The organism is Franconibacter helveticus LMG 23732, assembly GCF_000463115.2.
Taxonomy (GTDB): domain Bacteria; phylum Pseudomonadota; class Gammaproteobacteria; order Enterobacterales; family Enterobacteriaceae; genus Franconibacter; species Franconibacter helveticus.
The window spans coordinates 1-23,922 of record NZ_AWFX01000009.1 but is presented as its reverse complement, the minus strand read 5'-3'; the positions used below and the strand labels follow the sequence as shown (position 1 = coordinate 23,922).

At 54.5% G+C, this 23,922-nt stretch carries 23 protein-coding genes; 17 read left to right on the top strand and 6 right to left on the bottom strand.

The window, feature by feature from the left end:
• Nucleotides 1-56 precede the first annotated feature (56 nt).
• From ldcA to DW56_RS03165, 3 genes are all read left to right on the top strand, one after another.
• Nucleotides 57-995, top strand: a complete 939-nt coding sequence (ldcA, locus tag DW56_RS03175) for a muramoyltetrapeptide carboxypeptidase (protein ID WP_024551998.1) — start codon at nucleotides 57-59, stop codon at nucleotides 993-995.
• Between the two features lie 73 nt (nucleotides 996-1,068).
• Nucleotides 1,069-2,802 carry a potassium/proton antiporter gene (locus tag DW56_RS03170; RefSeq protein WP_024551999.1) on the top strand — a complete coding sequence of 578 codons (1,734 nt, stop codon included), beginning with the start codon at nucleotides 1,069-1,071 and terminating at the stop codon, nucleotides 2,800-2,802.
• A gap of 339 nt (nucleotides 2,803-3,141) precedes the next feature.
• On the top strand, nucleotides 3,142-3,495 hold the full coding sequence (locus DW56_RS03165) for a hypothetical protein (protein ID WP_024552000.1): 354 nt from the start codon (nucleotides 3,142-3,144) through the stop codon (nucleotides 3,493-3,495).
• 61 nt (nucleotides 3,496-3,556) lie between these two features.
• Here the strand turns inward: DW56_RS03165 and dadX are convergent, their stop codons facing one another.
• Nucleotides 3,557-4,627 carry a catabolic alanine racemase DadX gene (gene dadX / locus DW56_RS03160; RefSeq protein WP_024552001.1) on the bottom strand — a complete coding sequence of 357 codons (1,071 nt, stop codon included), beginning with the start codon at nucleotides 4,625-4,627 and terminating at the stop codon, nucleotides 3,557-3,559.
• 14 nt (nucleotides 4,628-4,641) lie between these two features.
• Nucleotides 4,642-5,940: a D-amino acid dehydrogenase gene (locus tag DW56_RS03155; RefSeq protein ID WP_024552002.1), complete on the bottom strand. Its 1,299-nt coding sequence runs from the start codon at nucleotides 5,938-5,940 to the stop codon at nucleotides 4,642-4,644.
• A gap of 320 nt (nucleotides 5,941-6,260) precedes the next feature.
• Here DW56_RS03155 and DW56_RS03150 point away from each other — a divergent pair, with 320 nt between their 5' ends.
• Entirely contained in the window at nucleotides 6,261-7,796 is a 1,536-nt protein-coding gene (locus tag DW56_RS03150; RefSeq protein WP_024552003.1) for a SpoVR family protein, read from the top strand.
• Nucleotides 7,797-7,844: 48 nt separating this feature from the next.
• Here the strand turns inward: DW56_RS03150 and fadR are convergent, their stop codons facing one another.
• Entirely contained in the window at nucleotides 7,845-8,564 is a 720-nt protein-coding gene (gene fadR / locus DW56_RS03145; protein WP_024552004.1) for a fatty acid metabolism transcriptional regulator FadR, read from the bottom strand.
• Nucleotides 8,565-8,767: 203 nt separating this feature from the next.
• Here fadR and nhaB point away from each other — a divergent pair, with 203 nt between their 5' ends.
• The 9 genes from nhaB to DW56_RS22815 all read left to right on the top strand — a co-directional run bounded on the left by nhaB (nucleotide 8,768) and on the right by DW56_RS22815 (nucleotide 18,330).
• A complete protein-coding gene (nhaB, locus tag DW56_RS03140; RefSeq protein ID WP_024552005.1) occupies nucleotides 8,768-10,315 on the top strand; it encodes a sodium/proton antiporter NhaB in 1,548 nt (515 codons plus the stop codon).
• A 131-nt stretch (nucleotides 10,316-10,446) separates the two neighbouring features.
• The gene (gene dsbB / locus DW56_RS03135; RefSeq protein WP_024552006.1) at nucleotides 10,447-10,980 is read left to right on the top strand and encodes a disulfide bond formation protein DsbB; all 534 of its coding nucleotides are present in this window, start codon (nucleotides 10,447-10,449) and stop codon (nucleotides 10,978-10,980) included.
• 386 nt (nucleotides 10,981-11,366) lie between these two features.
• Nucleotides 11,367-12,350: an autoinducer 2 ABC transporter substrate-binding protein gene (locus tag DW56_RS03130; RefSeq protein WP_024552007.1), complete on the top strand. Its 984-nt coding sequence runs from the start codon at nucleotides 11,367-11,369 to the stop codon at nucleotides 12,348-12,350.
• A gap of 106 nt (nucleotides 12,351-12,456) precedes the next feature.
• A complete protein-coding gene (locus tag DW56_RS03125) occupies nucleotides 12,457-13,956 on the top strand; it encodes a sugar ABC transporter ATP-binding protein (RefSeq protein WP_024552008.1) in 1,500 nt (499 codons plus the stop codon).
• Nucleotides 13,949-14,938, top strand: a complete 990-nt coding sequence (locus tag DW56_RS03120; RefSeq protein WP_024552009.1) for an ABC transporter permease — start codon at nucleotides 13,949-13,951, stop codon at nucleotides 14,936-14,938. The genes DW56_RS03125 and DW56_RS03120 overlap by 8 nt, the downstream gene beginning before the upstream one ends.
• A gap of 2 nt (nucleotides 14,939-14,940) precedes the next feature.
• Complete coding sequence (locus DW56_RS03115) at nucleotides 14,941-15,894, top strand: ABC transporter permease (protein WP_024552010.1); 954 nt, start codon at nucleotides 14,941-14,943, stop codon at nucleotides 15,892-15,894.
• Between the two features lie 16 nt (nucleotides 15,895-15,910).
• Nucleotides 15,911-17,548 carry an FGGY-family carbohydrate kinase gene (locus DW56_RS03110; protein WP_029589726.1) on the top strand — a complete coding sequence of 546 codons (1,638 nt, stop codon included), beginning with the start codon at nucleotides 15,911-15,913 and terminating at the stop codon, nucleotides 17,546-17,548.
• Complete coding sequence (locus tag DW56_RS03105; protein WP_024552012.1) at nucleotides 17,545-18,156, top strand: KpsF/GutQ family sugar-phosphate isomerase; 612 nt, start codon at nucleotides 17,545-17,547, stop codon at nucleotides 18,154-18,156. Before DW56_RS03110 ends, DW56_RS03105 begins: the two co-directional genes overlap by 4 nt.
• An 84-nt stretch (nucleotides 18,157-18,240) precedes the next feature.
• A complete protein-coding gene (locus DW56_RS22815; RefSeq protein ID WP_234409189.1) occupies nucleotides 18,241-18,330 on the top strand; it encodes a hypothetical protein in 90 nt (29 codons plus the stop codon).
• A gap of 33 nt (nucleotides 18,331-18,363) precedes the next feature.
• Here DW56_RS22815 and DW56_RS03100 read toward each other — a convergent pair whose 3' ends face one another.
• Together DW56_RS03100 and DW56_RS22600 are read right to left on the bottom strand one after the other, a co-directional pair.
• Nucleotides 18,364-18,891, bottom strand: a complete 528-nt coding sequence (locus DW56_RS03100; protein ID WP_024552013.1) for a tyrosine-type recombinase/integrase — start codon at nucleotides 18,889-18,891, stop codon at nucleotides 18,364-18,366.
• A 386-nt stretch (nucleotides 18,892-19,277) separates the two neighbouring features.
• The gene (locus tag DW56_RS22600; protein WP_024552014.1) at nucleotides 19,278-19,658 is read right to left on the bottom strand and encodes a HumD family translesion DNA polymerase; all 381 of its coding nucleotides are present in this window, start codon (nucleotides 19,656-19,658) and stop codon (nucleotides 19,278-19,280) included.
• A 113-nt stretch (nucleotides 19,659-19,771) separates the two neighbouring features.
• Between DW56_RS22600 and DW56_RS03090 the strand changes: the two genes are divergently transcribed.
• Genes DW56_RS03090 through DW56_RS03075 form a run of 4 tightly spaced genes read left to right on the top strand, consistent with a single transcriptional unit; the run spans nucleotide 19,772 to nucleotide 22,677 of the window.
• Nucleotides 19,772-20,134 carry a GtrA family protein gene (locus tag DW56_RS03090; RefSeq protein WP_024552015.1) on the top strand — a complete coding sequence of 121 codons (363 nt, stop codon included), beginning with the start codon at nucleotides 19,772-19,774 and terminating at the stop codon, nucleotides 20,132-20,134.
• On the top strand, nucleotides 20,131-21,051 hold the full coding sequence (locus DW56_RS03085) for a glycosyltransferase family 2 protein (protein ID WP_024552016.1): 921 nt from the start codon (nucleotides 20,131-20,133) through the stop codon (nucleotides 21,049-21,051). Before DW56_RS03090 ends, DW56_RS03085 begins: the two co-directional genes overlap by 4 nt.
• On the top strand, nucleotides 21,051-21,494 hold the full coding sequence (locus tag DW56_RS03080) for a hypothetical protein (RefSeq protein WP_024552017.1): 444 nt from the start codon (nucleotides 21,051-21,053) through the stop codon (nucleotides 21,492-21,494). Before DW56_RS03085 ends, DW56_RS03080 begins: the two co-directional genes overlap by 1 nt.
• Complete coding sequence (locus DW56_RS03075) at nucleotides 21,472-22,677, top strand: DUF6056 family protein (RefSeq protein ID WP_024552018.1); 1,206 nt, start codon at nucleotides 21,472-21,474, stop codon at nucleotides 22,675-22,677. Before DW56_RS03080 ends, DW56_RS03075 begins: the two co-directional genes overlap by 23 nt.
• Nucleotides 22,678-22,709: 32 nt before the next feature.
• On the opposite strand, the gene DW56_RS22285 is transcribed toward DW56_RS03075, so the two are convergent.
• On the bottom strand, nucleotides 22,710-23,922 hold a 1,213-nt coding region (locus DW56_RS22285), incomplete at its 5' end, for a hypothetical protein (RefSeq protein ID WP_235803278.1).

The window sequence follows — 23,922 nt, the reverse complement described above, 5'->3', positions numbered from 1 at the left end:
CGACAAGGTTAGCGGCATGATAACGATTTCACATCTGAATTCAGCAAGGATTTGCCATGTCCGTTTTTCATTTGATAGCGCCGTCGGGTTATTGCATTAATCAGGAAGCCGCCCTGCGCGGTATCGCCCGGCTCGAACAGGCGGGCCATCGCGTGGAAAATCAGGGGGTCGTTAGCCGTCGCGCTCAGCGTTTCGCCGGTGACGAAGCCTCCCGTCTGGCGGATTTGCAGGCGCTGGCGGAATTGTCTGAAAGTGAACGCATTGTGCTGCCCGTGCGCGGCGGATACGGCGTAAGCCGCCTGCTGCCGCGTGTTGATTTCGCCGCGCTGGCGGCGCGCCAGCAGCGTAACCCGCTGCTGATTTGCGGCCACAGCGACTTCACCGCCATTCAGCTTGGGCTACTGGCCGCAGGCGATGTCATCACCTTCAGCGGCCCAATGCTGGCGGGCAACTTCGGCGCGCCGGAGATGAACGCTTTTACCTGGCGCCACTTCTGGCAGGCGCTCACCGAGCCGCGCTTTACGCTGCAATGGGCAAGCGACGCGGCGCCCTGTGAAGCGCAGGGCAAAGTCTGGGGCGGCAACCTGGCGATGCTGGCGTCGCTTATCGGCACGCCGTGGATGCCGGCTATTCAGGACGGCATTCTGGTGGTGGAGGATATCAACGAGCACCCGTTCCGCGTGGAGCGCATGCTGCTGCAACTCCATTACGCCGGTATTCTCTCCCGCCAGCGGGCGATTATTCTCGGCAGTTTTACTGCGGCGAAGCCCAACGACTACGACTGCGGTTACGATCTTGACGCGGCGGTAGCCTTCCTGCGCGAGCGCGTAAGCGTACCGGTGGTGACGGGTCTGGCGTTCGGTCATGAACAGGAGACCGTGACGCTGCCGCTGGGCGCCTGGGGCGAGCTGAGGCATGACGGCGAACGGGCGAATCTGACCCTGAGTGGTCATCCCGTGCTAAATAATGTAGAAAAAAACCATTCAGCGGACTAATTATTCAAATTGACCCTACATAATTATGTTACCGTTTTAATTCATCACGAACCTCAGAAGGAGACCAGCAACTTTGGACGCCGGGACGATTATCAGTTTGTTTATCTTGGGTTCCGTTTTAGTAACCTTTAGTATTTTATTGAGTTCTTTTTCTTCCCGTCTTGGCATACCTATCCTCGTTATCTTTCTCGCTATCGGCATGCTGGCGGGGGTGGATGGCGTAGGCGGCATTCCGTTTGATAACTATCCATTCGCTTATCTTATTAGTAACCTGGCGCTGGCGGTGATCCTGCTCGACGGCGGCATTCGTACCCAGTCAAAATCGTTGCGCGTGGCGCTCGGCCCGGCCCTTTCGCTCGCCACGGTAGGCGTGTTGATTACCTCCGGCCTGACCGGCGTAGCCGCCGCCTGGCTGTTTCATCTCGATCTGATAGAAGGCTTGCTGATTGGCGCGATTGTCGGCTCCACCGACGCGGCGGCGGTCTTTTCGCTGCTTGGCGGCAAAGGGCTTAACGAGCGCGTAAGCTCAACGCTTGAGATGGAATCCGGCAGTAACGACCCGATGGCGGTGTTTCTCACCGTTACGCTCATTGAGATGATCCAGAAGCATGAAACCGGCCTGAGCTGGATGTTTCTCGTCGATATCCTGCGCCAGTTCGGTTTGGGGATGGTCATTGGCCTTGGCGGCGGCTATCTGCTCCAGCAGATGATCAACCGCATTCCGCTGCCCTCCGGCCTCTATCCGCTGCTGGCGTTAAGCGGCGGCATTCTGATCTTCTCGCTGACTACCGCGCTTGACGGCAGCGGCATCCTTGCGGTGTACCTCTGCGGCTTTCTGCTTGGCAACCGCCCAATACGCAACCGCTATGGCATTCTGCAAACCTTCGACGGGCTGGCCTGGCTTGCGCAAATCGGCATGTTCCTGGTGCTTGGCCTGCTGGTGACGCCATCGGATCTGCTGCCTATCGCCATTCCGGCGCTGCTGCTTTCCATGTGGATGATTTTCGTCGCGCGCCCGCTTTCGGTGTTTGCCGGTCTGCTGCCGTTTAAAGGTTTTCATCTGCGCGAACGCGTATTCATTAGCTGGGTAGGGTTACGCGGCGCGGTGCCGATTATCCTCGCCGTCTTCCCGATGATGGCGGGCCTTGACCGCGCCAATCTCTTTTTCAACATCGCCTTCTTTGTGGTGCTGGTATCACTGCTGTTTCAGGGTACTTCGCTTGGCTGGGCGGCGAAAAAGACCAAAGTGGTGGTGCCGGAGGCGGGTCGTCCGGTCTCCCGCGTCGGGCTGGATATTCACCCGGAAAATCCCTGGGAACAGTTTATCTTTCAGCTTAGCGCCGATAAGTGGTGCGTGGGCGCGGCGCTGCGCGACCTGCATATGCCGCAAGAGACGCGCATCGCGGCGCTGTTTCGCGATAACCAGTTGATGCACCCCACCGGCAGCACCCGGCTGCGGGAAGATGACGTGCTGTGCGTGATTGGCCGCGAGCGCGATTTGCCCGCGCTCGGCAAGCTTTTCAGCCAGTCGCCGCCGGTAGCGCTCGACCAGCGCTTCTTTGGCGACTTTATTCTGGAGGCGGACGCAAAGCTTGCCGACGTCGCCTTTATCTATGGGCTGGAGCCGGAAGAAGCTATCGATACCGAGCAGACCATCGGCGAGATGGTGCTGCGCCAGCTTGGCGCCGCGCCCGTCGTGGGCGACCAGATCGATTTCGCCGGGGTTATCTGGACGGTGGCGGAGAAAGAGAACAACCAGATCCGCCGCATCGGTCTGAAAATCGCCGAAGACGAGGCGGAGTCGTAACGGCACAACCTGTTGTGAAGCCAGTAAAAAAGGGCCTGCGGGCCCTTTTTCTTTGTTAAGCCTTTTGGTTCCCCTGCCTTTCGCCCGCCATGCTTTACGTCACGCCTGTTTTATCCTGGCCGCTAACGCATTGCTGCTTCTGGCGCGTCTGTGCCGGGGGCGGGCGCGATATGCCGCAACCAGCAGTTTTGGTTTTTTCAGCCGACAGGGGCATTCCCTTTACCAGGCCAGTGCGTTGTAATGACACCGCATCAAAAAGGTTCAGCAACGAAAATTCGAAGCCCGGAGATGTAGGCGCATCTCCGGGCTTCTGACCACACCATTACAAGGACTAATGTTATGGCTACGACGGATGTTAACACGAACCCGTATCAGGAAATAAACGCCGGTCGCGATATTCACGCTTCGGATATGGCCGCCGCGCTGGTAAACATCAGCTTTTCAGAAATGGACGAGGAAGCCTGTTTGCGCCTTGCCCACTGCTGCCAGGAAACCCACGCCGGCCTGTGCCACTGTCTTGGATTGCTTGGCGAGACGCTGCTCGCCCCCGACGCCCGCGAGCAAAACGCGCAGAACACGCAGCGCCTGGGCCATTCGCTTTATGCCATCAGCCTGCTGATCCCGGCATTGTGCGATCTGGAGAGTTTTTTACAGGCGGAGCTGCGTGAACGCGCTGGCCGTTCAGGGGCATAAAAAAGGGAAACCGTTGGGTTTCCCTGTGAGTGCAGCGAGCTTACGTTAAAGGAGCGTTAAGTTACACTGTCACAACCGGCACGCGCGGCGCTAACGCCGTCAGCAGTTCATAACCTACCGTTCCCGCTGCGCTTGCCACATCATCGACTTTAATCGTATTGCCCCACAGCTCCACCGGGCTGCCGATGCCCGCCTGCGGGCAAGGGGTTAAATCCACCGCCAGCATGTCCATCGACACGGTGCCCACAATGCCGGTGCGTACGCCATCCACCAGCACTGGCGCGCCGTCTGGCGCGTGGCGCGGGTAGCCATCGGCGTAGCCGCAGGCGACAATGCCGATGCGCTGCTCCTCGCCTGCGCGATAGCGGCTGCCGTAACCCACGGTTTCCCCCGCTTTCAGGTTCTGAATGCCGATTATCTCGCTTTTCAGGCTCATCACCGGTTGCAGACCGCTGGTGGCGACATCCCGCCACTGGCCGCTCGGCGAAGCGCCGTAAAGCACAATGCCAGGGCGAACCCAGTCGAAATGCGCCTGCGGATGCCAGAGCGTGGCGGCAGAGTTTGCAAGCGAGCGCGGGGCGTCAATGCCTTCCGCCGCCTGCTCAATGCGCCGCATCGGCTCCGCAATTCCTTCGGGCTTGTCGGCGTCGGCGAAGTGCGCCATCAGCGTGAGTTGCCCGACGTTCTTAATAGCGCGAAGCTGCTGCCAGACGCTGTGCACCCGCTCCGGCGCAAAGCCGAGCCGGTTCATGCCGCTGTTGATTTTCAGATAAACATCCAGCGGCGCGTTGAGCCTGGCGTTCGCCAGCGCCTTGACCTGCCAGTTGCTGTGCAGACTGGTGGTGAGCCGATATTTATCGAACAGCGCCAGCTCGTCGGCGTGGAAAAAGCCTTCCAGCAGCAGAATCGGCCCTTTCCAGCCGCGCTCGCGCAGCAGGATGGCCTCTTCGAGGTTAAGCATCGCAAAACCATCGGTGGCGCCAAGCGCCGACCAGACGCGATCCAGGCCATGGCCGTACGCGTTAGCCTTTACTACCGACCAGACGCGAGAATGGGGCGCCGCCCGGCGCACCACTTGCAGGTTCTGACGCAGCGCCTGCAAATCAAGACTCGCGACGATGGGACGTGACATGCTTTCTCCTGAATTTACTGGTGCGCGCCATGCAGGCGATGCGAAGTGGATGGCGTGAAGTCCGCGCTGTAGCGCGCCACGCCGAGATCGTCGAACGGAATAGCCGGGGTGCGGCCTGAAATCAAATCGCTCAGCAACTGCCCGGAGCCGCAGGCCATGGTCCAGCCGAGCGTGCCGTGGCCGGTGTTCAGCCAGAGATTTTTAAACGGCGTGCGCCCGACAACTGGCGTGCCGTCTGGCGTCATCGGCCGCAGTCCGGTCCAGAACTGCGCCTCTTCTATCCTGCCGCCTCTGGGGTAGAGATCGCGCACGACCATTTCTAACGTTTCGCGGCGCGGTTGCAGCAACTCGGTATTAAAGCCGACGATTTCCGCCATGCCGCCCACGCGGATGCGGTTATCAAAACGGGTAATCGCGATTTTGTAGGTTTCGTCAAGTACCGTGGAGACAGGCGCGCCGCTCTCTTCCGCTACCGGGATGGTCAGCGAGTAGCCCTTTAAAGGGTAGACCGGAATATCGACGATGCCCTTGAGCATTGCGGTGGAATAAGAGCCAAAAGCCATGACATAACCCTCGGCTTTTACTACTTCATCACCGCATTTCACGCCGTAAATACGCTGTCCTTCATAAAGCAGACGATCGACCGGCGTGTTATAGCGGAACACGACGCCCGCCTCTTCGGCCATTTTCGCCAGCCGCTGGGTGAAGAGCTGACAGTCGCCGGTTTCGTCGTTAGGCAGCTGTAGACCGCCGGTGAGCTTGTGGGCGACGCTTGCCAGCGCAGGCTCCACCTCGGCCAGCTGGGCTGATTCGAGCAGGCGGTAAGGCACGCCTTCGCTCTGGAGTACGGCGATATCCCGCGAGGCGTTTTCATACTGCTGGGCGGTGCGGAAAAGCTGTAACGTGCCGCCCTGCCGCCCTTCGTACTGAATGCCGGTGCTTTCGCGCAGCGCTTTTAAGCAGTCGCGGCTGTATTCCGCCAGGCGCACCATGCGGCCTTTGTTCTGCATATAGTGGCGGGTATCGCAGTTGCGCAGCATTTGCCACATCCACTGTAACTGAAAACGGGTGCCGTCGAGGCTGATAGCCAGCGGCGCGTGACGCTGGAACATCCACTTAACGGCTTTCAGCGGCACGCCCGGCGCAGCCCAGGGGGCGGCGTAGCCGGGAGAAATCTGTCCGGCGTTGGCCGCGCTGGTCTCCAGCGCCGGGCCAGGCTCGCGGTCAATTACCGTCACGTCATGGCCCGCCTGGCGCAAATACCAGGCGCTGGTCACGCCCACTACCCCACTTCCCAGCACGACTACACGCATAATCACTCCGATTCCAGTTTGAAGAATAATTAACTGCTTACAAATTGATAACCTGGATGAAAATGTTATTCAACATATGGCTTTTTTATGGTGACTTGATTCACACCTTTTCCCGTCACTACAGGAGGTTGAGATTCAGTAGGTCCTGCTTCGGTTAGATTAGCGGCAAGATAAAATGCTGGCGCTCACCCTTTTTTCCGATACTCAGGTTTGTAAAATCTCGCAGAAAAAATTTTGGCGTGCCGTGCATTTTTCCGCTGTGTTCTATGCTTGAAATGAGGTCCTCCCCAGACGAGGGCCGCTAACAATGAGGGCGCGCTATGGCTACCGTAACTGATCCCACCACTAAGGATACCCGACGTCTGAGCGATGGACCTGACTGGACGTTCGATCTGCTGGATACCTACCTCGCCGAGATTGACCGCGTAGCGAAACTCTACCGGCTGGAAACCTATCCCCATCAGATTGAAATCATTACCTCCGAACAGATGATGGACGCCTATTCCAGCGTCGGCATGCCGATTAACTATCCTCACTGGTCGTTTGGTAAAAAGTTTATTGAAACGGAGCGGCTCTACAAGCACGGGCAGCAGGGGCTGGCCTATGAAATAGTGATTAACTCAAACCCCTGTATCGCCTATCTGATGGAGGAGAACACCATTACTATGCAGGCGCTGGTGATGGCGCACGCCTGCTACGGTCATAACTCCTTCTTCAAAAACAACTACCTGTTTCGCAGCTGGACCGACGCCAGCTCGATTATCGATTACCTCATCTTTGCCCGTAATTACATTACCGAGTGCGAAGAACGCTACGGCGTGGTGGAAGTGGAGAAGCTGCTCGACTCCTGCCATGCGCTGATGAATTACGGCGTCGACCGCTATAAACGCCCGCAGAAGATCTCTTTGCAGGAGGAGAAAGCGCGACAGAAAAGCCGCGAAGAATATCTGCAAAGCCAGGTGAATATGCTCTGGCGCACCCTGCCGCGCCGTGAAGAGGAAAAAACGGTGGAAGCGGCGCGCCGCTACCCTTCCGAGCCGCAGGAGAACCTGCTCTATTTTATGGAGAAGAACGCGCCGCTGCTGGAGCCGTGGCAGCGCGAGATCCTGCGCATCGTGCGGAAAGTGAGCCAGTATTTTTATCCGCAAAAGCAAACGCAGGTAATGAACGAAGGCTGGGCCACCTTCTGGCACTACACCATCCTTAATCACCTTTACGACGAAGGCAAAGTGACCGAGCGCTTTATGCTGGAGTTTTTGCACAGCCACACCAATGTGGTTTTCCAGCCGCCTTACAACAGCCCGTGGTACAACGGCATTAACCCTTATGCGCTGGGCTTTGCGATGTTCCAGGACATTAAGCGCATCTGCCAGTCGCCAACGGAAGAGGACAAATACTGGTTCCCGGATATCGCTGGCACAGACTGGCTCGACACGCTGCATTTCGCCATGCGCGATTTCAAAGACGAGAGCTTTATCAGCCAGTTTTTGTCGCCGAAAGTGATGCGTGATTTCCGCCTCTTTACGGTGCTGGACGACGACCGGAACAATTATCTGGAGATTTCCGCCATCCATAACGAAGAGGGCTACCGGGAAATTCGCAATAAGCTTTCCGCGCAGTACAACCTGAGCAACCTGGAGCCGAATATCCAGGTGTGGAACGTAGACTTGCGCGGCGACCGTTCGCTGACCCTGCGCTACATTCCCCATAACCGCGCGCCGCTCGACCGGGGCCGCCGGGAAGTGCTCAAGCATGTGCATCGCCTGTGGGGCTTTGACGTGACGCTGGAGCAGCAGAACGAAGATGGCAGCATCGAGCTGCTGGAACGCTGCCCGCCCAGGCTGAACAGCCTGTAAGCACGAACAAAAAAGGCTTCCCGGGGGAAGCCTTTTTACTGCCTGCGCTTAACGACTGTGCATCGCCAGATCGCCCGGCAGGTTTTTCTGCATGCGGTGCCAGATTTCCCCGCTGTCGCGGCCATAGGCGCGCACAACATCATAAACCTCGTTGTAGTTGCCTTCATCGCACAGCTTCGTCAGACGATGGTAAAAGCCGAGCGCCAGGCTGCGCGCTTCGGGGCTGGAAAAATAGTGGCGGCCGATGCGGGTATAAAGCCCTTTCATGCCGTTAAGGATAAGGCCGTAAATAGGGTTGCCGGAGGCAAAGGCCAGCCCGCGGAAAATGTTGTAGTCCAGCTCCGCGAACGCATCCGCATGATCTTCCACTTCACGGGCGGTCGCCAGCACCTGCTGGGCCTGCTCAGGATGCAGCCGCAACGCGGTGCGGATAAAAATAGTGGAGATGTTCGTGCGCACCGACAACAGGTTATCGATAAGCTGCGGCACGCTCTCGTGATCGAGACGCGCCAGCGTTTCCAGAATATTCAGCCCCGAGGTTTCCCAGAAATTGTTTACCTTTGTCGGCTTGCCATGCTGAATGGTCAGCCAGCCGTCACGGGCGAGGCGCTGTAAAACTTCACGCAGCGTTGTGCGCGTTACACCAATAAGTTCAGAGAGTTCGCGTTCAGCAGGCAGGATAGAACCAGGGGGGAAACGGTTATTCCAGATGCTTTCAATAATGTACTCTTCCGCGAAACCCGCCGGGCTCTGCGCCTTTATCACCATAATGCGATTTCCATTACACTTCTGCAAAATTCACTCATCATACCAGAGGAGGTTTAGCACAGATAGCGCGGCGACTGGTGAAAAAAGGGATCGTGGTTTACTTTTTGCTAATTGTCGGCGGGCTTTCGCGGTTGCCTGCACAGCCCCGGGCCGTTACTCTTCTTCGCTCAGAAAAAATATCCTGTTACTGCAAAGGACTACGCATGGAAATGTCATTCAGCCGCGCCTTTTACCGCAACTTCCTCGGCCAGTCGCCGAACTGGTATAAGCTGACGCTGCTTCTGTTTTTAATACTTAACCCTCTGGTTTTCCTGGTCAATCCTTTTGTCGCCGGCTGGATGCTGGTGGCGGAGTTTATTTTCACGCTGGCGATGGCGCTGAAATGCTACCCGCTGCTGCCAGGCGGCCTGCTGGCCATAGAAGCGGTGATGGTGGGAATGACCACGCCCGGTCATGTGCGCGAAGAGCTGGCCAACAACCTGGAAGTGATCCTGTTGCTGATTTTTATGGTGGCGGGCATTTACTTCATGAAGCAACTGCTGTTGCTGATTTTTACCAAACTGCTGCTTGGCATTCGCTCCAAAGCGCTGCTGTCGCTCTCTTTTTGCTTCGCCGCCGCCTTTTTATCCGCTTTCCTGGATGCATTAACCGTCGTCGCGGTCGTGATCAGCGTTGCGGTGGGTTTTTATGGCATTTATCACCGCGTCGCCTCTTCACGCGACGAGCACCAGGACTTGCTTGATGATTCCGATATCGACAAGCATCAGCGGGAAGATCTTGAGCAGTTCCGCGCGTTTCTGCGCAGCCTGATGATGCACGCGGGCGTCGGTACCGCGCTTGGCGGCGTAATGACCATGGTGGGCGAACCGCAAAACCTGATTATCGCCAAAGCGGCGGGCTGGAATTTTGTCGACTTCCTGCTGCGCATGGCCCCGGTGAGCGTACCGGTGCTGTTCTGCGGCCTGCTTACCTGCATTTTGCTTGAGAAAACCAAAACATTTGGTTACGGCGCGACGCTTCCGCAAGAGGTGCGCAATATTCTTCGCAATTATGACGAAGAAAGCGCCAGCAAGCGCACCGCGCAGGACCGCGTGCGCCTGATTGTACAGGGCATTATCGCGGTATGGTTGATTGTCGCGCTGGCGCTGCATCTGGCGGAAGTCGGGCTTATCGGCCTTACGGTGATTATCTTCGCCACCGCGCTGTGCGGCGTTACCGACGAGCATGCCATCGGCAAAGCTTTTACCGAAGCGCTGCCCTTCACCGCTCTGCTGACGGTATTTTTCGCCGTGGTGGCGGTGATAATCGACCAGCATCTTTTCGCGCCGATTATCCAGTACGTGCTGGATGCCTCGCCGCATGCGCAGCTTTCGCTGTTCTATCTGTTTAACGGCCTGCTGTCGTCTATTTCCGATAACGTGTTTGTCGGCACCGTTTACATTAACGAGGCGAAAACCGCGCTGGAACAAGGCATTATCGATGTGAAGCAGTTTGAACTGCTGGCGGTGGCGATTAACACCGGCACCAACCTGCCTTCTGTCGCCACGCCAAACGGCCAGGCGGCGTTTTTGTTCCTGCTCACTTCCGCGCTGGCGCCGCTTATTCGTCTTTCTTATGGCCGGATGGTCTGGATGGCGCTGCCCTATACCATCGTGATGACGATAGTCGGCCTGCTGTGTGTGGCTTACCTGCTTACGCCGTTTACCGACTGGCTGCTGGCGAACCACTGGGTCGCTACCCCCTCGATGTAACTTTTTGGGCCGTTAAGGCCCAAAATTTCCCTTACGGGCAGGCGCTTATCTCCTTTTTTTCGCTGCGCTAGTGGCGAGAAAAGTGAATTGGTTTACACTGCCCGTTCAACGCATCTTGCAGGGAATTAACTATGTTGCGATTTTTAAACCAATGCTCACGAGGACGCGGCGCCTGGCTGCTGTTAGCATTGACCGCCTTTGCGCTCGAACTGGTGGCGCTCTGGTTCCAGCATGTGATGATGCTGAAACCGTGCGTGCTCTGTATTTATGAGCGCTGCGCGCTGTTCGGCGTGATGGGCGCGGGTCTCGTGGGCGCCATAGCGCCGAAAACGCCGCTGCGTTTTGTCGCTATCCTCATCTGGCTTTACAGCGCCGTGAAGGGACTGATGCTCGCCTATGAGCACACGATGATTCAACTGCACCCTTCCCCGTTCGCCACCTGCGACTTCGCCGCCCGCTTTCCGACGTGGCTGCCGCTCGACAAATGGCTGCCGCAGGTGTTTGTCGCTTCCGGCGACTGCGCCGAGCGCCAGTGGTCTTTCCTGACGCTGGAAATGCCGCAGTGGCTGATGGTGATTTTCGCCGCCTATCTGCTGGTGGCGGCGCTGGTCGTTATCGCCCAGTTCTTTAAGCCTAAAAAGCGCGACCTGTTCGGCCGCTTCTGATCGCTTTATGCTGGCTACGTTGCCTGAACGTAGCCAGCCCCTCGTCTATCCCGTCTGTTGTTTTTTCCCGCCGCTCGATCGCTGTCACAAAACCCAGTCTGCGCCTTAAGCGAAACACCGCGTTATAACAGATTTTTTACGTTCGCCAAAACCGAAATGATAAATAATTGTTAAATTATAGTTAAATTTAAAGGCTTTTTTAACATGCCCACGGCCGGTAAGAACCCAGAAAGAGGTCATAATTAACCATAAATTTACCATATTTTAACTAAATTATTACAATAATGGGCTTTGGTCACATTTTGTTAACTTGATGTTCTCTTCCTCTTCCCTTCCTCGCTACGCTTTGCCCGTGAACCACCTCTGTCGATAAAAAAGGAACAACCATGAAATTCAAAGTCGCATTACTCAGCGCCGCCCTGGTTTCTGCGTGCATGTTGTCCGCCCCGTCCTTCGCGGCGGAAAAATATGAAATCGCGGTGGTGGCGAAAGTCACCGGTATTCCGTGGTTCAACCGCATGGAAACCGGCGTGACCGAAGCGGCGAAAAAGCTCAACGTTAACGCTTACCAGACCGGCCCTTCCACCCCCGATCCGGCGCAGCAGGTAAAGGTTATTGAAGATCTGATCGCTAAAAACGTTAACGCGATCATCGTGGTGCCAAACGACGCGAAAGTGCTGGAGCCGGTGCTGAAAAAAGCGCGGGATAAAGGCATCGTCGTGCTGACGCACGAATCCCCGGACCAGCAGATTGGCCAGTGGGATATCGAAACCATCGACAGCGAAAAATATGCGCAGGCAAACGTGGACGAGCTGGCGAAGAGCATGGGCGGGAAAGGCGGTTACGCCATTTACGTCGGCTCGTTGACCGTACCGCTGCATAACGCCTGGGCCGATTACGCCATCAAATACCAAAAAGAAAAATACCCCGAGATGGTGGAAGTCACCTCGCGCCTGCCAGTCGCCGAGAGCATCGATAAGTCTTACGCCACCACGCTTGACCTGATGAAAACCTACCCGCAGATGAAAGGGGTAATTGGCTTTGGCTCCCTCGGCCCGATTGGCGCAGGCCAGGCGGTGCAGAAGAAGCGCGCCAAAGACAAAGTGGCGGTGGTCGGCATCGCGATGCCCGCCCAGGCCGCGCCGTACCTGATGCGCGGCGACATCAAGAAAGCGCTGCTGTGGGACCCGAAAGATGCTGGCTATGCGCTGGTGACGGTAGCCGACCAGCTGTTGCAGGGTAAAGAAGTGACGCCGGATCTCACCATTGACGGCCTTGGCAAAGCGGATGTGGACATGGAGAAAAAAGTGATTCGCTTTAACAAAATTCTTGAAGTCACCAAAGACAACGCCAAAACGCTCGGCTTTTAATCGCCTTTTAACGCCACACCGGGAACCCGCTGGCCAGTCGCCTGGCCAGCCTTTTCACTCAGCCATTTATTAAGCGCCCCACGGGGCGTTCGCAGGGGTATTGTCTATGTCAGACACCGCCGCATTTATCACGCTTGAAAACATCAGCAAGCAGTTCCCCGGCGTGCGGGCGCTGGATAAGGTCAGCCTGACGCTGAACAAAGGGGAAGTGCACTGTCTCGCAGGCCAGAACGGCTGCGGCAAAAGCACCATCATCAAAGTGATATCGGGCGTTTACCAGCCGGAAAAAGGCGCCAGCATCGCCCTTGACGGCAAGCTGTTCCATCACCTCACGCCGCAGCTTTCCGCGCATTACGGCATTCAGGTTATTTACCAGGATTTGTCGCTTTTCCCCAACTTTACCGTGGCGGAAAACATCGCCTTTCACCGCTATTTGCCTGGCGGCGACGTCTGGGTAAAAGGCAAAGCGATGCGCGAGCAGGCGCTGGCGGCGATGAAACGCATCGGCGTGGCGCTCGATCCGGATAAAAAAGTCGAGAAGCTGTCGATTGCCGACCGCCAGCTGGTGGCGATTTGCCGGGCGCTGGCCGCTGACGCCCGACTGGTGATAATGGATGAACCTACCGCGTCGCTTACCCGCCAGGAGGTCAACGGCCTTCTGCGCGTAGTGAACGAACTTAAAGCCGCTGGCATCTGCGTCGTGTTCGTCAGCCATCGCCTGGATGAAGTGATGGAAGTGGCGGACCGTATTAGCGTGATGCGCGACGGCAAGCTGGTCGGCACCTGGCCTGCCCGGGAACTCGACAGCCATGAGCTGGCGTTTCTGATGACCGGCCAGCGCTTCCATTACGCGCCTCTGCCGGAGAAACCGCCGGTTGAGCAGGCGCCGCTGCTGGAGCTGCGCGGTCTGAGCCGTCGCGGCAAATATGAAAATATCAACCTTGCGCTGCGCGGCGGCGAAATCGTTTCTGTGGTGGGGCTGCTCGGTTCCGGGCGCACCGAGCTTTGCCTGACCCTGTTTGGCATGACCCAGCCGGAGCGCGGCGAGATAGTGCTCAACGGCGCGCCGGTTCGCCTTCGCAATAACCATGACGCCATCCGTCACGGCATCGGCTACGTCTCGGAAGACCGCCTGACGCAGGGGCTTATCATGGAGCAATCCATCTATGACAACACCATCGTCACGGTATTTGACAAGCTGCACAGCCGCAGCGGCCTGCTCGATCACCAAAAGGCGCAGGGGCTGGTGCAGAAGCTTATCCGCGACCTGAATATTAAAGTTTCCGACAGCGCGCTGCCGGTCAAAACGCTGTCCGGCGGCAACGCCCAGCGTATCGCCATCGCCAAATGGGTGGCTACTCAGCCGCGCATTTTGATCCTCGACTCTCCTACCGTGGGCGTGGATATCGCTAACAAAGAGGGGATCTACCAGATTGCCCGCGATCTGGCGGAACAGGGCATGGCGGTATTAATGATCTGCGATGAGATCCCTGAAGCCTACTACAACAGCCACCGCGTGCTGGTGATGCGCCGCGGCGAGCTGGTGGCGGAATTTTCTCCGCACCGTTGCACCGAAGAGGATATTGCCGAGGTGGTGAATGAATAACGCGCTTCTGGCCCGGCTGACGGGCCGCCACGAATTTTATCTGGGCATTCTGGTGTTGCTGCTGGCGATCGGCCTGACGCTTAGCACCGACGAGTTTATGTCGCTTGGCAATCTCACGGATGTCGCCACCAGCTACGCCATTCTTGGCATCCTGGCCTGCGGGCTGTTTGTGGTGCTGATTGCTGGCGGCATTGATATTTCGTTTCCGGCGATGACCGCTATCGCCCAGTACGTCATGGCAAGCTGGGTTATCGGCCACGGCGGTAATTTCGCGCTGGCCTTCGCCCTCGCCATGCTGGTAGGGCTGCTGCTCGGCCTGGTGAACGGCTTTCTGGTTTACTGGCTGCGCGTGCCCGCCATTATCATCACCATCGCCACCCTGAATCTCTATTACGGCCTGCTGGTTTACGCCACTAACGGCACCTGGCTTTATGGCTTTCCGGACTGGTTTATGGACGGCGTTAACTGGTTCACCTTCACCGCGGCCGACGGCTACGACTACGGGCTGACGCTGCCGCTGTTAAGCCTTGCGGGCGTCATTCTTTTTACTGCCGTGCTGATGAACCGCACCCGTCTGGGCCGCCAGATTTACGCTATGGGCGGCAACCGCGACGCCGCCTCTCGCCTCGGCCTGAACCTGCGGCGTCTGCATTTTTACGTCTATGGCTATATGGGCGCGCTGGCGGGCATTGCCGCCGTGGTGCAGGCGCAAATTACCCAGTCGGTGGCGCCGAACTCGCTGCTGGGCTTTGAACTGACGGTGCTGGCGGCGGTGGTGCTTGGCGGCACCAGCATGACCGGCGGGCGCGGTAGCCTGACCGGTACGCTGCTCGGCGTGGTGCTGCTGGCTTTCCTGCAAAACGGTCTCACCCTGCTTGGCGTCTCTTCTTACTGGCACACCGTGTTTAGCGGCGCAATTATTCTTGTCAGCATCAGCGCCACCGCGTGGAACGAAAAACGTAAGCTGGCCCGGGAGCTTTAACCATGAAAACCCTGACTCGCGTGTTACCTGGCGATGCCATTATTCGCCTGCAATGCCTGATTATTCTCGCCGTGGCGCTGCTGTTCGCCGGGCTGCTCGGCTCGCGCTTTTTCAGCATCGGCAACTTTCAGTCCATCGCTTCGCAGTTGCCGGTGCTTGGCATGCTGGCGCTCGGCATGGGGCTTACCATGCTCACCGGCGGCATTAATTTGTCTATTATCGCCGGGGCGAACGCCTGCTCGCTGGTGATGGCGGCGGTCATTGTCAGCCATCCGGGAGAGCCGCTTTTCCTGGTGCTGGCGCTGCTGGCCGGGCTGCTGGTAGCCGTCGCGATTGGCGTGGTGAACGGCGCGCTCATCGCCTGGGTGGGCGTCTCGCCGATCCTTGCCACGCTCGGCACCATGACGCTTATCACCGGCCTGAATATTCTGCTCTCTAACGGCACCGTGATTTCCGGCTTTCCGCCAGCCATTCAGTTCCTTGGCAACGCCTCGGTGTTCGGTATTCCTGTGGCGCTGCTGCTGTTCCTGGCCGTCGCCGTCGGGCTGTGGGTGCTGCTTGAGCACACCACCCTCGGGCGCAGCCTTTATCTGGTGGGTTCAAACGAACAGGCGACGCGCTTTAGCGGCGTGAATACCGCCCGCGTGCAAATTTCAGTCTATGTGCTGTCGGCCCTGCTCGGCTGGGCCGCGGCGCTGCTGATGATGGCGAAGTTCAACTCCGCCAAGGCGGGCTACGGCGAATCTTATCTGCTGGTGACCATTCTCGCCTCGGTGCTTGGCGGCATTAACCCGGACGGCGGTTTTGGCCGCATCCTGGGCCTGGTGCTGGCGCTGATTGTGCTGCAAATGCTGGAGAGCGGGCTCAACTTACTCGGCGTCAGCAGTTATCTGACCATGGCCCTGTGGGGCGGCGTGCTGATCCTCTTTATCGCATTACAGAATCGAAAAGCCTGATTTCGGGAGAATCATGATGGCGAGTTATTTTATTGGCGTGGATGTAGGCACCGGCAGCGCTCGCGCCGGGGTGTTTGACCTGACGGGCAGGATGGTGGGTCAGGCCTCGCGGGAGATTGAAATTTACCGGCCGAAAGCGGATTTTGTCGAACAGTCTTCCGACAATATCTGGCAGGCGGTGTGCAATGCCGTGCGCGATGCGGTAAACCAGGCGGACATCAACCCGATCCAGGTAAAAGGGTTAGGCTTTGACGCCACCTGCTCGCTGGTGGTGCTTGATAAAGAAGGCAACCCGCTGACCATCAGCCCTTCCGGGCGCACCGAGCAGAATATCATCGTGTGGATGGATCACCGGGCGATTTCGCAGGCGGAGCGGATCAACGCGACCCGCCACCGGGTGCTGGACTACGTGGGCGGCGTTATCTCGCCGGAAATGCAGACACCGAAGCTGCTCTGGCTCAAGCAGCACATGCCCACCACCTGGGCTAACGCCGGTTACTTTTTTGATCTGCCCGATTTTCTCACCTGGCGGGCGACCAAAGACGATACGCGCTCGCTGTGCTCCACCGTCTGTAAATGGACCTATATGGGCCATGAAGACCGCTGGGACAGCAGCTATTTTCGCGAGATTGGCCTTGAGGATTTACTGGAGCATGACGCGCAGAAAATCGGTCGCGAGGTGAAAACCATGGGCGAAGCGCTGGGCTACGGCCTGACGCAGCGCGCTGCAAGCGAAATGGGGTTGATTCCCGGCACGGCGGTCAGCGTCTCGATTATCGATGCCCACGCCGGCACGCTCGGCACGCTTGGCGCCTGCGGCGTTTCCGGCGAAGTGGCGGATTTCGACCGCCGTATCGCGCTGATTGGCGGCACCTCGACCGGCCATATGGCGATGTCCGCCACGCCGCGCTTTATCAGCGGCATCTGGGGGCCCTATTACTCCGCCATTCTGCCCAATAGCTGGCTTAATGAAGGCGGCCAGTCCGCCACCGGCGCGCTTATCGATCATGTGATTCAGTCTCACCCTTGTTATGCGGAACTGCGGGCGCAGGGGCAGCGTCAGGGACAGACGATTTACGAAGTGCTGAACGGCCTGCTGCGCCGTATGGCGGGGGAGCCGGAGAATATCGCCTTCCTCACGCGGGACATTCATATTCTCCCCTACTTCCACGGCAACCGTTCGCCACGCGCCAACCCGACGCTGACCGGGGCGATGACCGGCCTGAAGTTATCGCGCACGCCGGAAGATATGGCGCTTTACTATCTCGCCACGATCCAGGCTATCGCCCTTGGCACCCGTCACATCATCGAAACCATGAACCAGAGCGGTTATTGCATCGACACCATCATGGCGAGCGGCGGCGGCACCAAAAACCCGATATTCGTTCAGGAGCATGCGAACGCCACGGGATGCGCCATGCTGCTGCCGGAAGAGAGCGAAGCGATGCTGCTTGGCAGCGCGATGATGGGCACCGTGGCGGCGGGCGTGTTTGAAACCCTTCCGGAAGCGATGGCTGCCATGAGTCGCATCGGTAAAACCGTCACGCCGCAGACCAACCGCATTAAGCAGTATTACGACCGCAAATATCAGGTGTTCCACGAAATGTATCTGGACCACATGAAATACCGCCAGCTAATGCAGGAGGAAGCATGAGCGAAAGCTGGGACCAGGCGCGCGCCGCCTGGCGGACTTACAGCGAAGAGCTGGCGCAGCTTTCCTCTCGTCTCGATGAGGCGCGCTGGACGGCGCTGCTGGCAAAGCTCGCCGGCTGCCGGGGAAAAATCGTGGTAACCGGCGTTGGCACCTCCGGCATCGCCGCGCGCAAAATCGCCCATATGCTCGCCTGCGTGGAGCGACCGGCTATCTATCTTAACCCCACTGATGCGGCGCATGGCGACCTGGGGTTTTTGCGCGAGGACGATTTACTTATTCTTATCTCCCGCGGCGGCAATTCCGACGAGCTGACCCGCCTGCTGCCAACGCTTGCGGCAAAACGGGTCGCCCTTATCAGCGTGACGGAAAACCCCGATTCCGCCATCGCAAGGGCGTCGGAGCTGGTCATCACCACCGGCATTCAGCGTGAAATCGACCCGTTGAACATGCTGGCCACCACCTCGATTGTACTGGTGCTGGCGATCTTTGACGCCGCCTGCGCCTGTTTGATGGCGCAGAGCGGCTATGACAAGGCGACGCTACTGGCGGTACACCCTGGCGGCGACGTGGGGTTAAGCCTGCGTTCGGGGCATGATAAAGCCGGATGATTCCTGGAGTGCCCGTTGCCGCCTGGCTTACAGCGGCTAAGCCGTCCTACACTTTAGTGAACCTTGATAATGACAGGAGGACAGATGCAAGCTTACGAACTTAAAGTCGAAAAAGATAACCCAAACGACGCACCGGAATCCGGGGATAAACAACCTACCCCCACCAAAAAATAAGAGAAAGGTCGCTCCGGCGGCCTTTTTTTCACCTCACGCCGCCTTAATCTTTTCCTCGTCGCCCCCCAGCCACGCCCGGGTATAAGCGGCATCATGATGGTTAAGCATCACGCTAATAAACTCCAGATCCGCCCCCTGATTCAGCAACTGCATGGCCCGCGTTTTACGCGCGCTCTGGCTGCTGACGTTTTTCGTCGTCACTTTCGCTGCCGCCTGGCGCAAGGCGGCGTTGAACGCGATGATGGTTATCGCCTTCGGCTGCGCTTTCACCCGGTTAGAGTGGCTCTGGAAGAGATAAACATCTTGCGGATAGCGTTTTCGCCGCTTGGTGATAACGCTTAACGCCGCTTCATTTAAGGCCAGCGCACGGGTGCCGCGTTTCGCATCGGCCCGAATGCGGCCATTTTCAATGTCGGCATAGGTGAGCGTCAGCACATCGCCAATCTTAAGCGGCGCATGGTAGAGAAAATACCAGAGGTCGGAATAGGTAGTGTTGTGACTGAGCAGCGCTTCGTGGATCTTCCAGAACTCAAGCGGAGTCAGCGCTTCGGCTTTAGCCATTTTGATATCACTCGCGTTGGTCCGAACGACGCCCTGGCGTCATTTCAGACGAGACAAAACCACTACCAGGCAGGTAGCGATGGCGTAAAAAAAGGCCGTCTGGCCTGTCTCTTTTAATAGCGAAACTGTGAAAACGGGGATATCGGGCGTTTGGATGAGGGCTTATCAGAGGAATGGTACTTCCCGCGCTCTCAGGCGTGAAAGCGCAGGCGCAAACAGCTTATTTCGCCCAGTCGGGTTTATTCAAAACAGGCGGGAGTTTATTTTCAATGTGAGTTGATGTGATAAGAAAGCAGTCATAAAGCAATGCATTAGCGCAAGACGAATCAACACCTTTAGAGGGTTTGAGTTGTTTTGCGCTAATTTTTTGCCCCATACATGCCCCATCAAAACGGAGTGTCATCAAATTCCCCTCCCCGGGCATCGTTAATGACATACGTCACCACGCCATAAACAACCCTCACCTCATCCTCTGCATCGGGCAGCGGCCATGTTAAGTTTGGGTGGTCGATATCCTGCAAGCAGCGACGTGATATTAACTTAAGCCGACGAAGCACTAACTCACCTTCATAAGCGCATACAACGATTGCGCCATCACATGGGGTAACGCTCATATCGATGACCAGCAGCGCATCCTTTATGATGCCGCAGCGGTAGATAGTCTCACCCGCCCGCATGTAGTACGTAGCGGCTGGTTTCTGGATAAGCGCCTCATCAAGTGACAGGCGCGATTCAACGTAATCAGCAGCAGGGCTCGGGAATCCCATGATGCACTTCCGATAGTTTCTGTATATATACACAGTAGTATTGATCGGTGCTATCGATCAATAGTCTTTGCAGTGTTACACTTCATACCTTTCAGAATTCACTGATTTATATAATGTTAAAGTTATTCGCAAAGTACACATCGATAGGTGTGATCAATACACTCATTCACTGGGTTGCATTCGCTGTATGCATCTATGCTTTCCACACAGGGCAAGCCCTTGGGAACTTCGCAGGGTTCGTCATAGCTGTGTCATTTAGCTTCTTTGCTAATGCCAGATTTACATTCAAATCATCAACGACAACCATGCGTTACATGCTGTATGTCGGATTCATGGGAACGCTTAGTGCGGCTGTTGGTTGGGCTGCCGATAAATCTGGTATGGCTCCGTTCGTCACGTTAATCGCATTTTCCGCAATCAGTCTGGTTTGCGGTTTCATTTATTCAAAGTTCATTGTCTTTAGGGATGCGAAATGAAAATTTCTTTGGTGGTTCCGGTATTTAATGAAGAGGATGCCATTCCTATCTTCTATAAAACCGTGCGCGAATTTGAAGGGATAAAGCAACATGAAGTGGAGATAGTCTTCATTAATGACGGCAGTAAAGATGCGACAGAATCAATCATAAATACGCTGGCTGTTGCCGATCCGCTTGTGGTGCCACTGTCATTCACGCGCAATTTTGGAAAAGAGCCTGCCTTGTTTGCAGGTCTTGACCACGCTACTGGTGAAGCAGTTATACCCATTGATGTCGACCTGCAAGACCCAATAGAGGTTATTCCTCATCTTATTGAGAAATGGCAGGCAGGTGCAGATATGGTTCTGGCAAAGCGCTCTGACCGTACTACAGATGGCCGCCTCAAACGCAAAACCGCTGAGTGGTTTTATAAGCTCCACAATAAGATAAGCAATCCAAAGATCGAAGAAAACGTTGGTGATTTTCGTCTAATGTCGCGCGATGTTGTTGAAAACATCAAGCTTATGCCTGAGAGAAATCTCTTTATGAAGGGCGTTCTTAGTTGGGTTGGCGGAAGCGTTGAGGTCGTAGAGTATATCAGGGCTGAAAGGGTTGCAGGGACGACAAAGTTTAATGGCTGGAAATTATGGAACCTTGCTCTTGAGGGCATAACAAGTTTTTCAACATTCCCACTTAGAATATGGACATATATCGGCCTGTTTGTGGCCAGCATGGCATTTCTGTATGGCGCGTGGATGATCGTTGATACTTTGGCGTTTGGAAACCCTGTTCGTGGTTACCCCTCCCTTATTGTTTCAGTGCTTTTCCTTGGTGGCATTCAGCTAATTGGAATTGGTGTTCTTGGGGAGTATATAGGACGCATCTATATCGAGACTAAAAAACGACCTAAATACATAATTAAGAGAGATAAAAAATAATGAGCAAGGATAGAATAATTTATGTGCTCTCGCTAATTGCGAGCATATTAATTGCTGCGGTAATGTTTGCTTCATGGAATATGAGCAAATCAAGAGTGATTGATACACAAGGAAAACATGCTACTTCTTTACGCTGGGCGGTAGAAGGGTGTGACGTATCAAAAGATTATGTATCACTTAAAGGGTGGGCATACCTTCCAAATTTAGGTAGGGTTAAAATAAATATTTATGCTGAAGATAATGATGGTGGTTTTCGGAAGTTAAATAAAACGTCATTCCATGTCCCCGGAGTTAATGAATCTCTTGGCTTATCACAGTATGAGTTGCCTGGATTCTTTGCTGCCAAGAGAATCATTGGCAATGACAACTTCTCAGGGAAATTCATGATCGAAGCTATCGACTTACAGGGTAATGAGAGCTATGCAACATACGAATGTAAATAAAATAAATTATATACTGTTCATCGTGGCAGCGCTCGCCATCATGCATTTCACCAGAAATGTAACTATTAGGCCTGACGGTGATGATCAGTATTTTATCAATTTATTATCTTCAAATGATGTTTGGGGGATTTTAAAGGCTAGATACTTGACTTGGTCGGGGCGCTTAGGCGTTGAGTTCGCACTGCTGCATACTATAAAACTCAGTTACTTTTGGATTATTGCTATTCCTGCATGTGTATTTGTTACTTGCTATTCGATGGTTGTTATTACATGTGAAAAGGTAAATGTTGGCTTTGCCCTTATACTTGCTGTGCTTCTTTTTACATTGATGAAATCATCAGTGATCGATGATGCTGTGCTTTGGGTAACTGGTTTCTACAACTACTTGCTACCTGCCGCTATCGCCACGCTTACATTGGCCATATGTTTAAAGTCTGGTCGATATATTGGCATCGCCAAGATCGTACCTTTGATAGCTCCATTTATATATGCATACAGTGAACAGATAGCACTGGCTACGATACTGGCACTTTTAGTTATCTTTGTTTTCAGTAAAGAATGCCATAAAAGCCTTTGCTTAATGAGCCTGATTGTAACTATCGTAAACTTCATGGTTTGTTACTTATCGCCTGGAAGTACAGAAAGAGCACAAACAGAAGCTTGGTTTGCGTTCCCAGATTATCTTACGCTGAATATATTCCAGAAAGCTACACTGGGAGTTTATCTGCTGCATACGCATCTTTCTGATGTAACCAATACTCCTTATTTAATTTTCTTAGTTACTTGCTTGGTAACTGGATTGATATCCTTCAGAAAGGATGCTTTAACTTTAATTGCCTGTGGACTTGTAGCATTGCAAGTGGCTGTCATGCTCTATCTGTACAAATACGCTGAAAATAACATGCTAAGTTTCTCTCCAGAGAGATTCACTTCAGTAAAAACATACATGTTTGTTCTTATTGATTTGGTTTCTTTCTTTTCGGCTCTATACATTTCCGCAAAATGTTTTGATAATAATTATTTAACAGCCACCGCATTAGTTATTGGTGCGCTTTCGGTGGTAGCTATGGGTCTTTCTCCAACTGTGTTTAGCTCGGGAACAAGGACTATGTTTGTTTTCGATTTAGCTACAACTACTTCTGTTCTGTACATGTTTGCTTTTAAATATCGCTCTAGTAAATAGACATTAGGCGGGCATAGCCCGCCTTTTTCGCATCAGTTCTTAGATTTCAATATGACACCTAAAATGTAGTTGCCAGCAGCAATGCTGGTTGATGATTTCACAAGGAATCTTGCCTGGGAGGTCGTGCTTCCTGCCCTATCATATGAAACCCACATCATCGGCCCCCCCGCGGTAACCGGTGTAATATCTCCATATTCTGGCACACCTTTAAAAATCCCTGAAGGAATAGGCACTAAAATTGCTTGGTCAGGACCGGAGGTCGTCACTGTCCATGTGTAATCGTTTATATACTCTCTTAGGTGTGCTAAAGAAGATAAGCCAGCATCTGATAACCATGAAGTACAATCTTTATAATGATTTATTCCAATCTCATTATTGCTGCCATAGATTCTAATTCCAGCATTGCAAAGATAGAAGTTATTACTACTGATGATCCATTCACCGCCAGCTAAATTGATACCACTTGAGTCAGAGGTATTGTCAAATCCGATAAAAGAGCACCCTGTAACATTTCCATGGTAACTGTTAGCATCGGTAATAATACCTTGCTCTGAAACTGAAGCATCATTAGAACTAAATGTAGTACCTATGAACGAAGCGAAATTACACTGATTAAGGCCGACAACAACACCAGATACTGGGGTGCCAAATGTAGATTTAAATAAGTCACATCCAATAAACTTAGGTTTAAATACATTAGACAGGTTAACAGCGCGTTCTCGCGCTTCAATATGTGAGTTAAGATAGAAGAAATCTGGATTTGCGTGAGTGGCATTACCATACACTTCGATACCAGTATTCACTTGAACAAGCTCACTATTAACTATCTCAAAGCCCTCGTGCCAACCATATACCTGTATTCCGCGTGAAGCACACATTACAGTTAAACTATCAATGAAGAAACTAATTAGACCGAGAGCATCTGTCTGATTCACAAACTGCAAACCGTATTTCATTGTATAAGGGTCAGCTGCAGCAAGTGATGATTCAAGAGGATTCCCGTGTAACTGGGTTTTACTCATCCTCACACCATTACAGTTTACAAGACGTACAGCGCCTTCCCAGCAGAAATTAGCATTGGATGAGGAGTATATACGGAAACGTTCTGTAATAAACTGTGGGCTATTACTGGTCATTAGGCTCCAAGATGCATCTACAGCAATCCCATCTCCTTGAATCGCCACGGATAATCTAGACACTTCCGAGCCGTTGATAATACTGGTTTTCATATTCTGTCGGTGACAT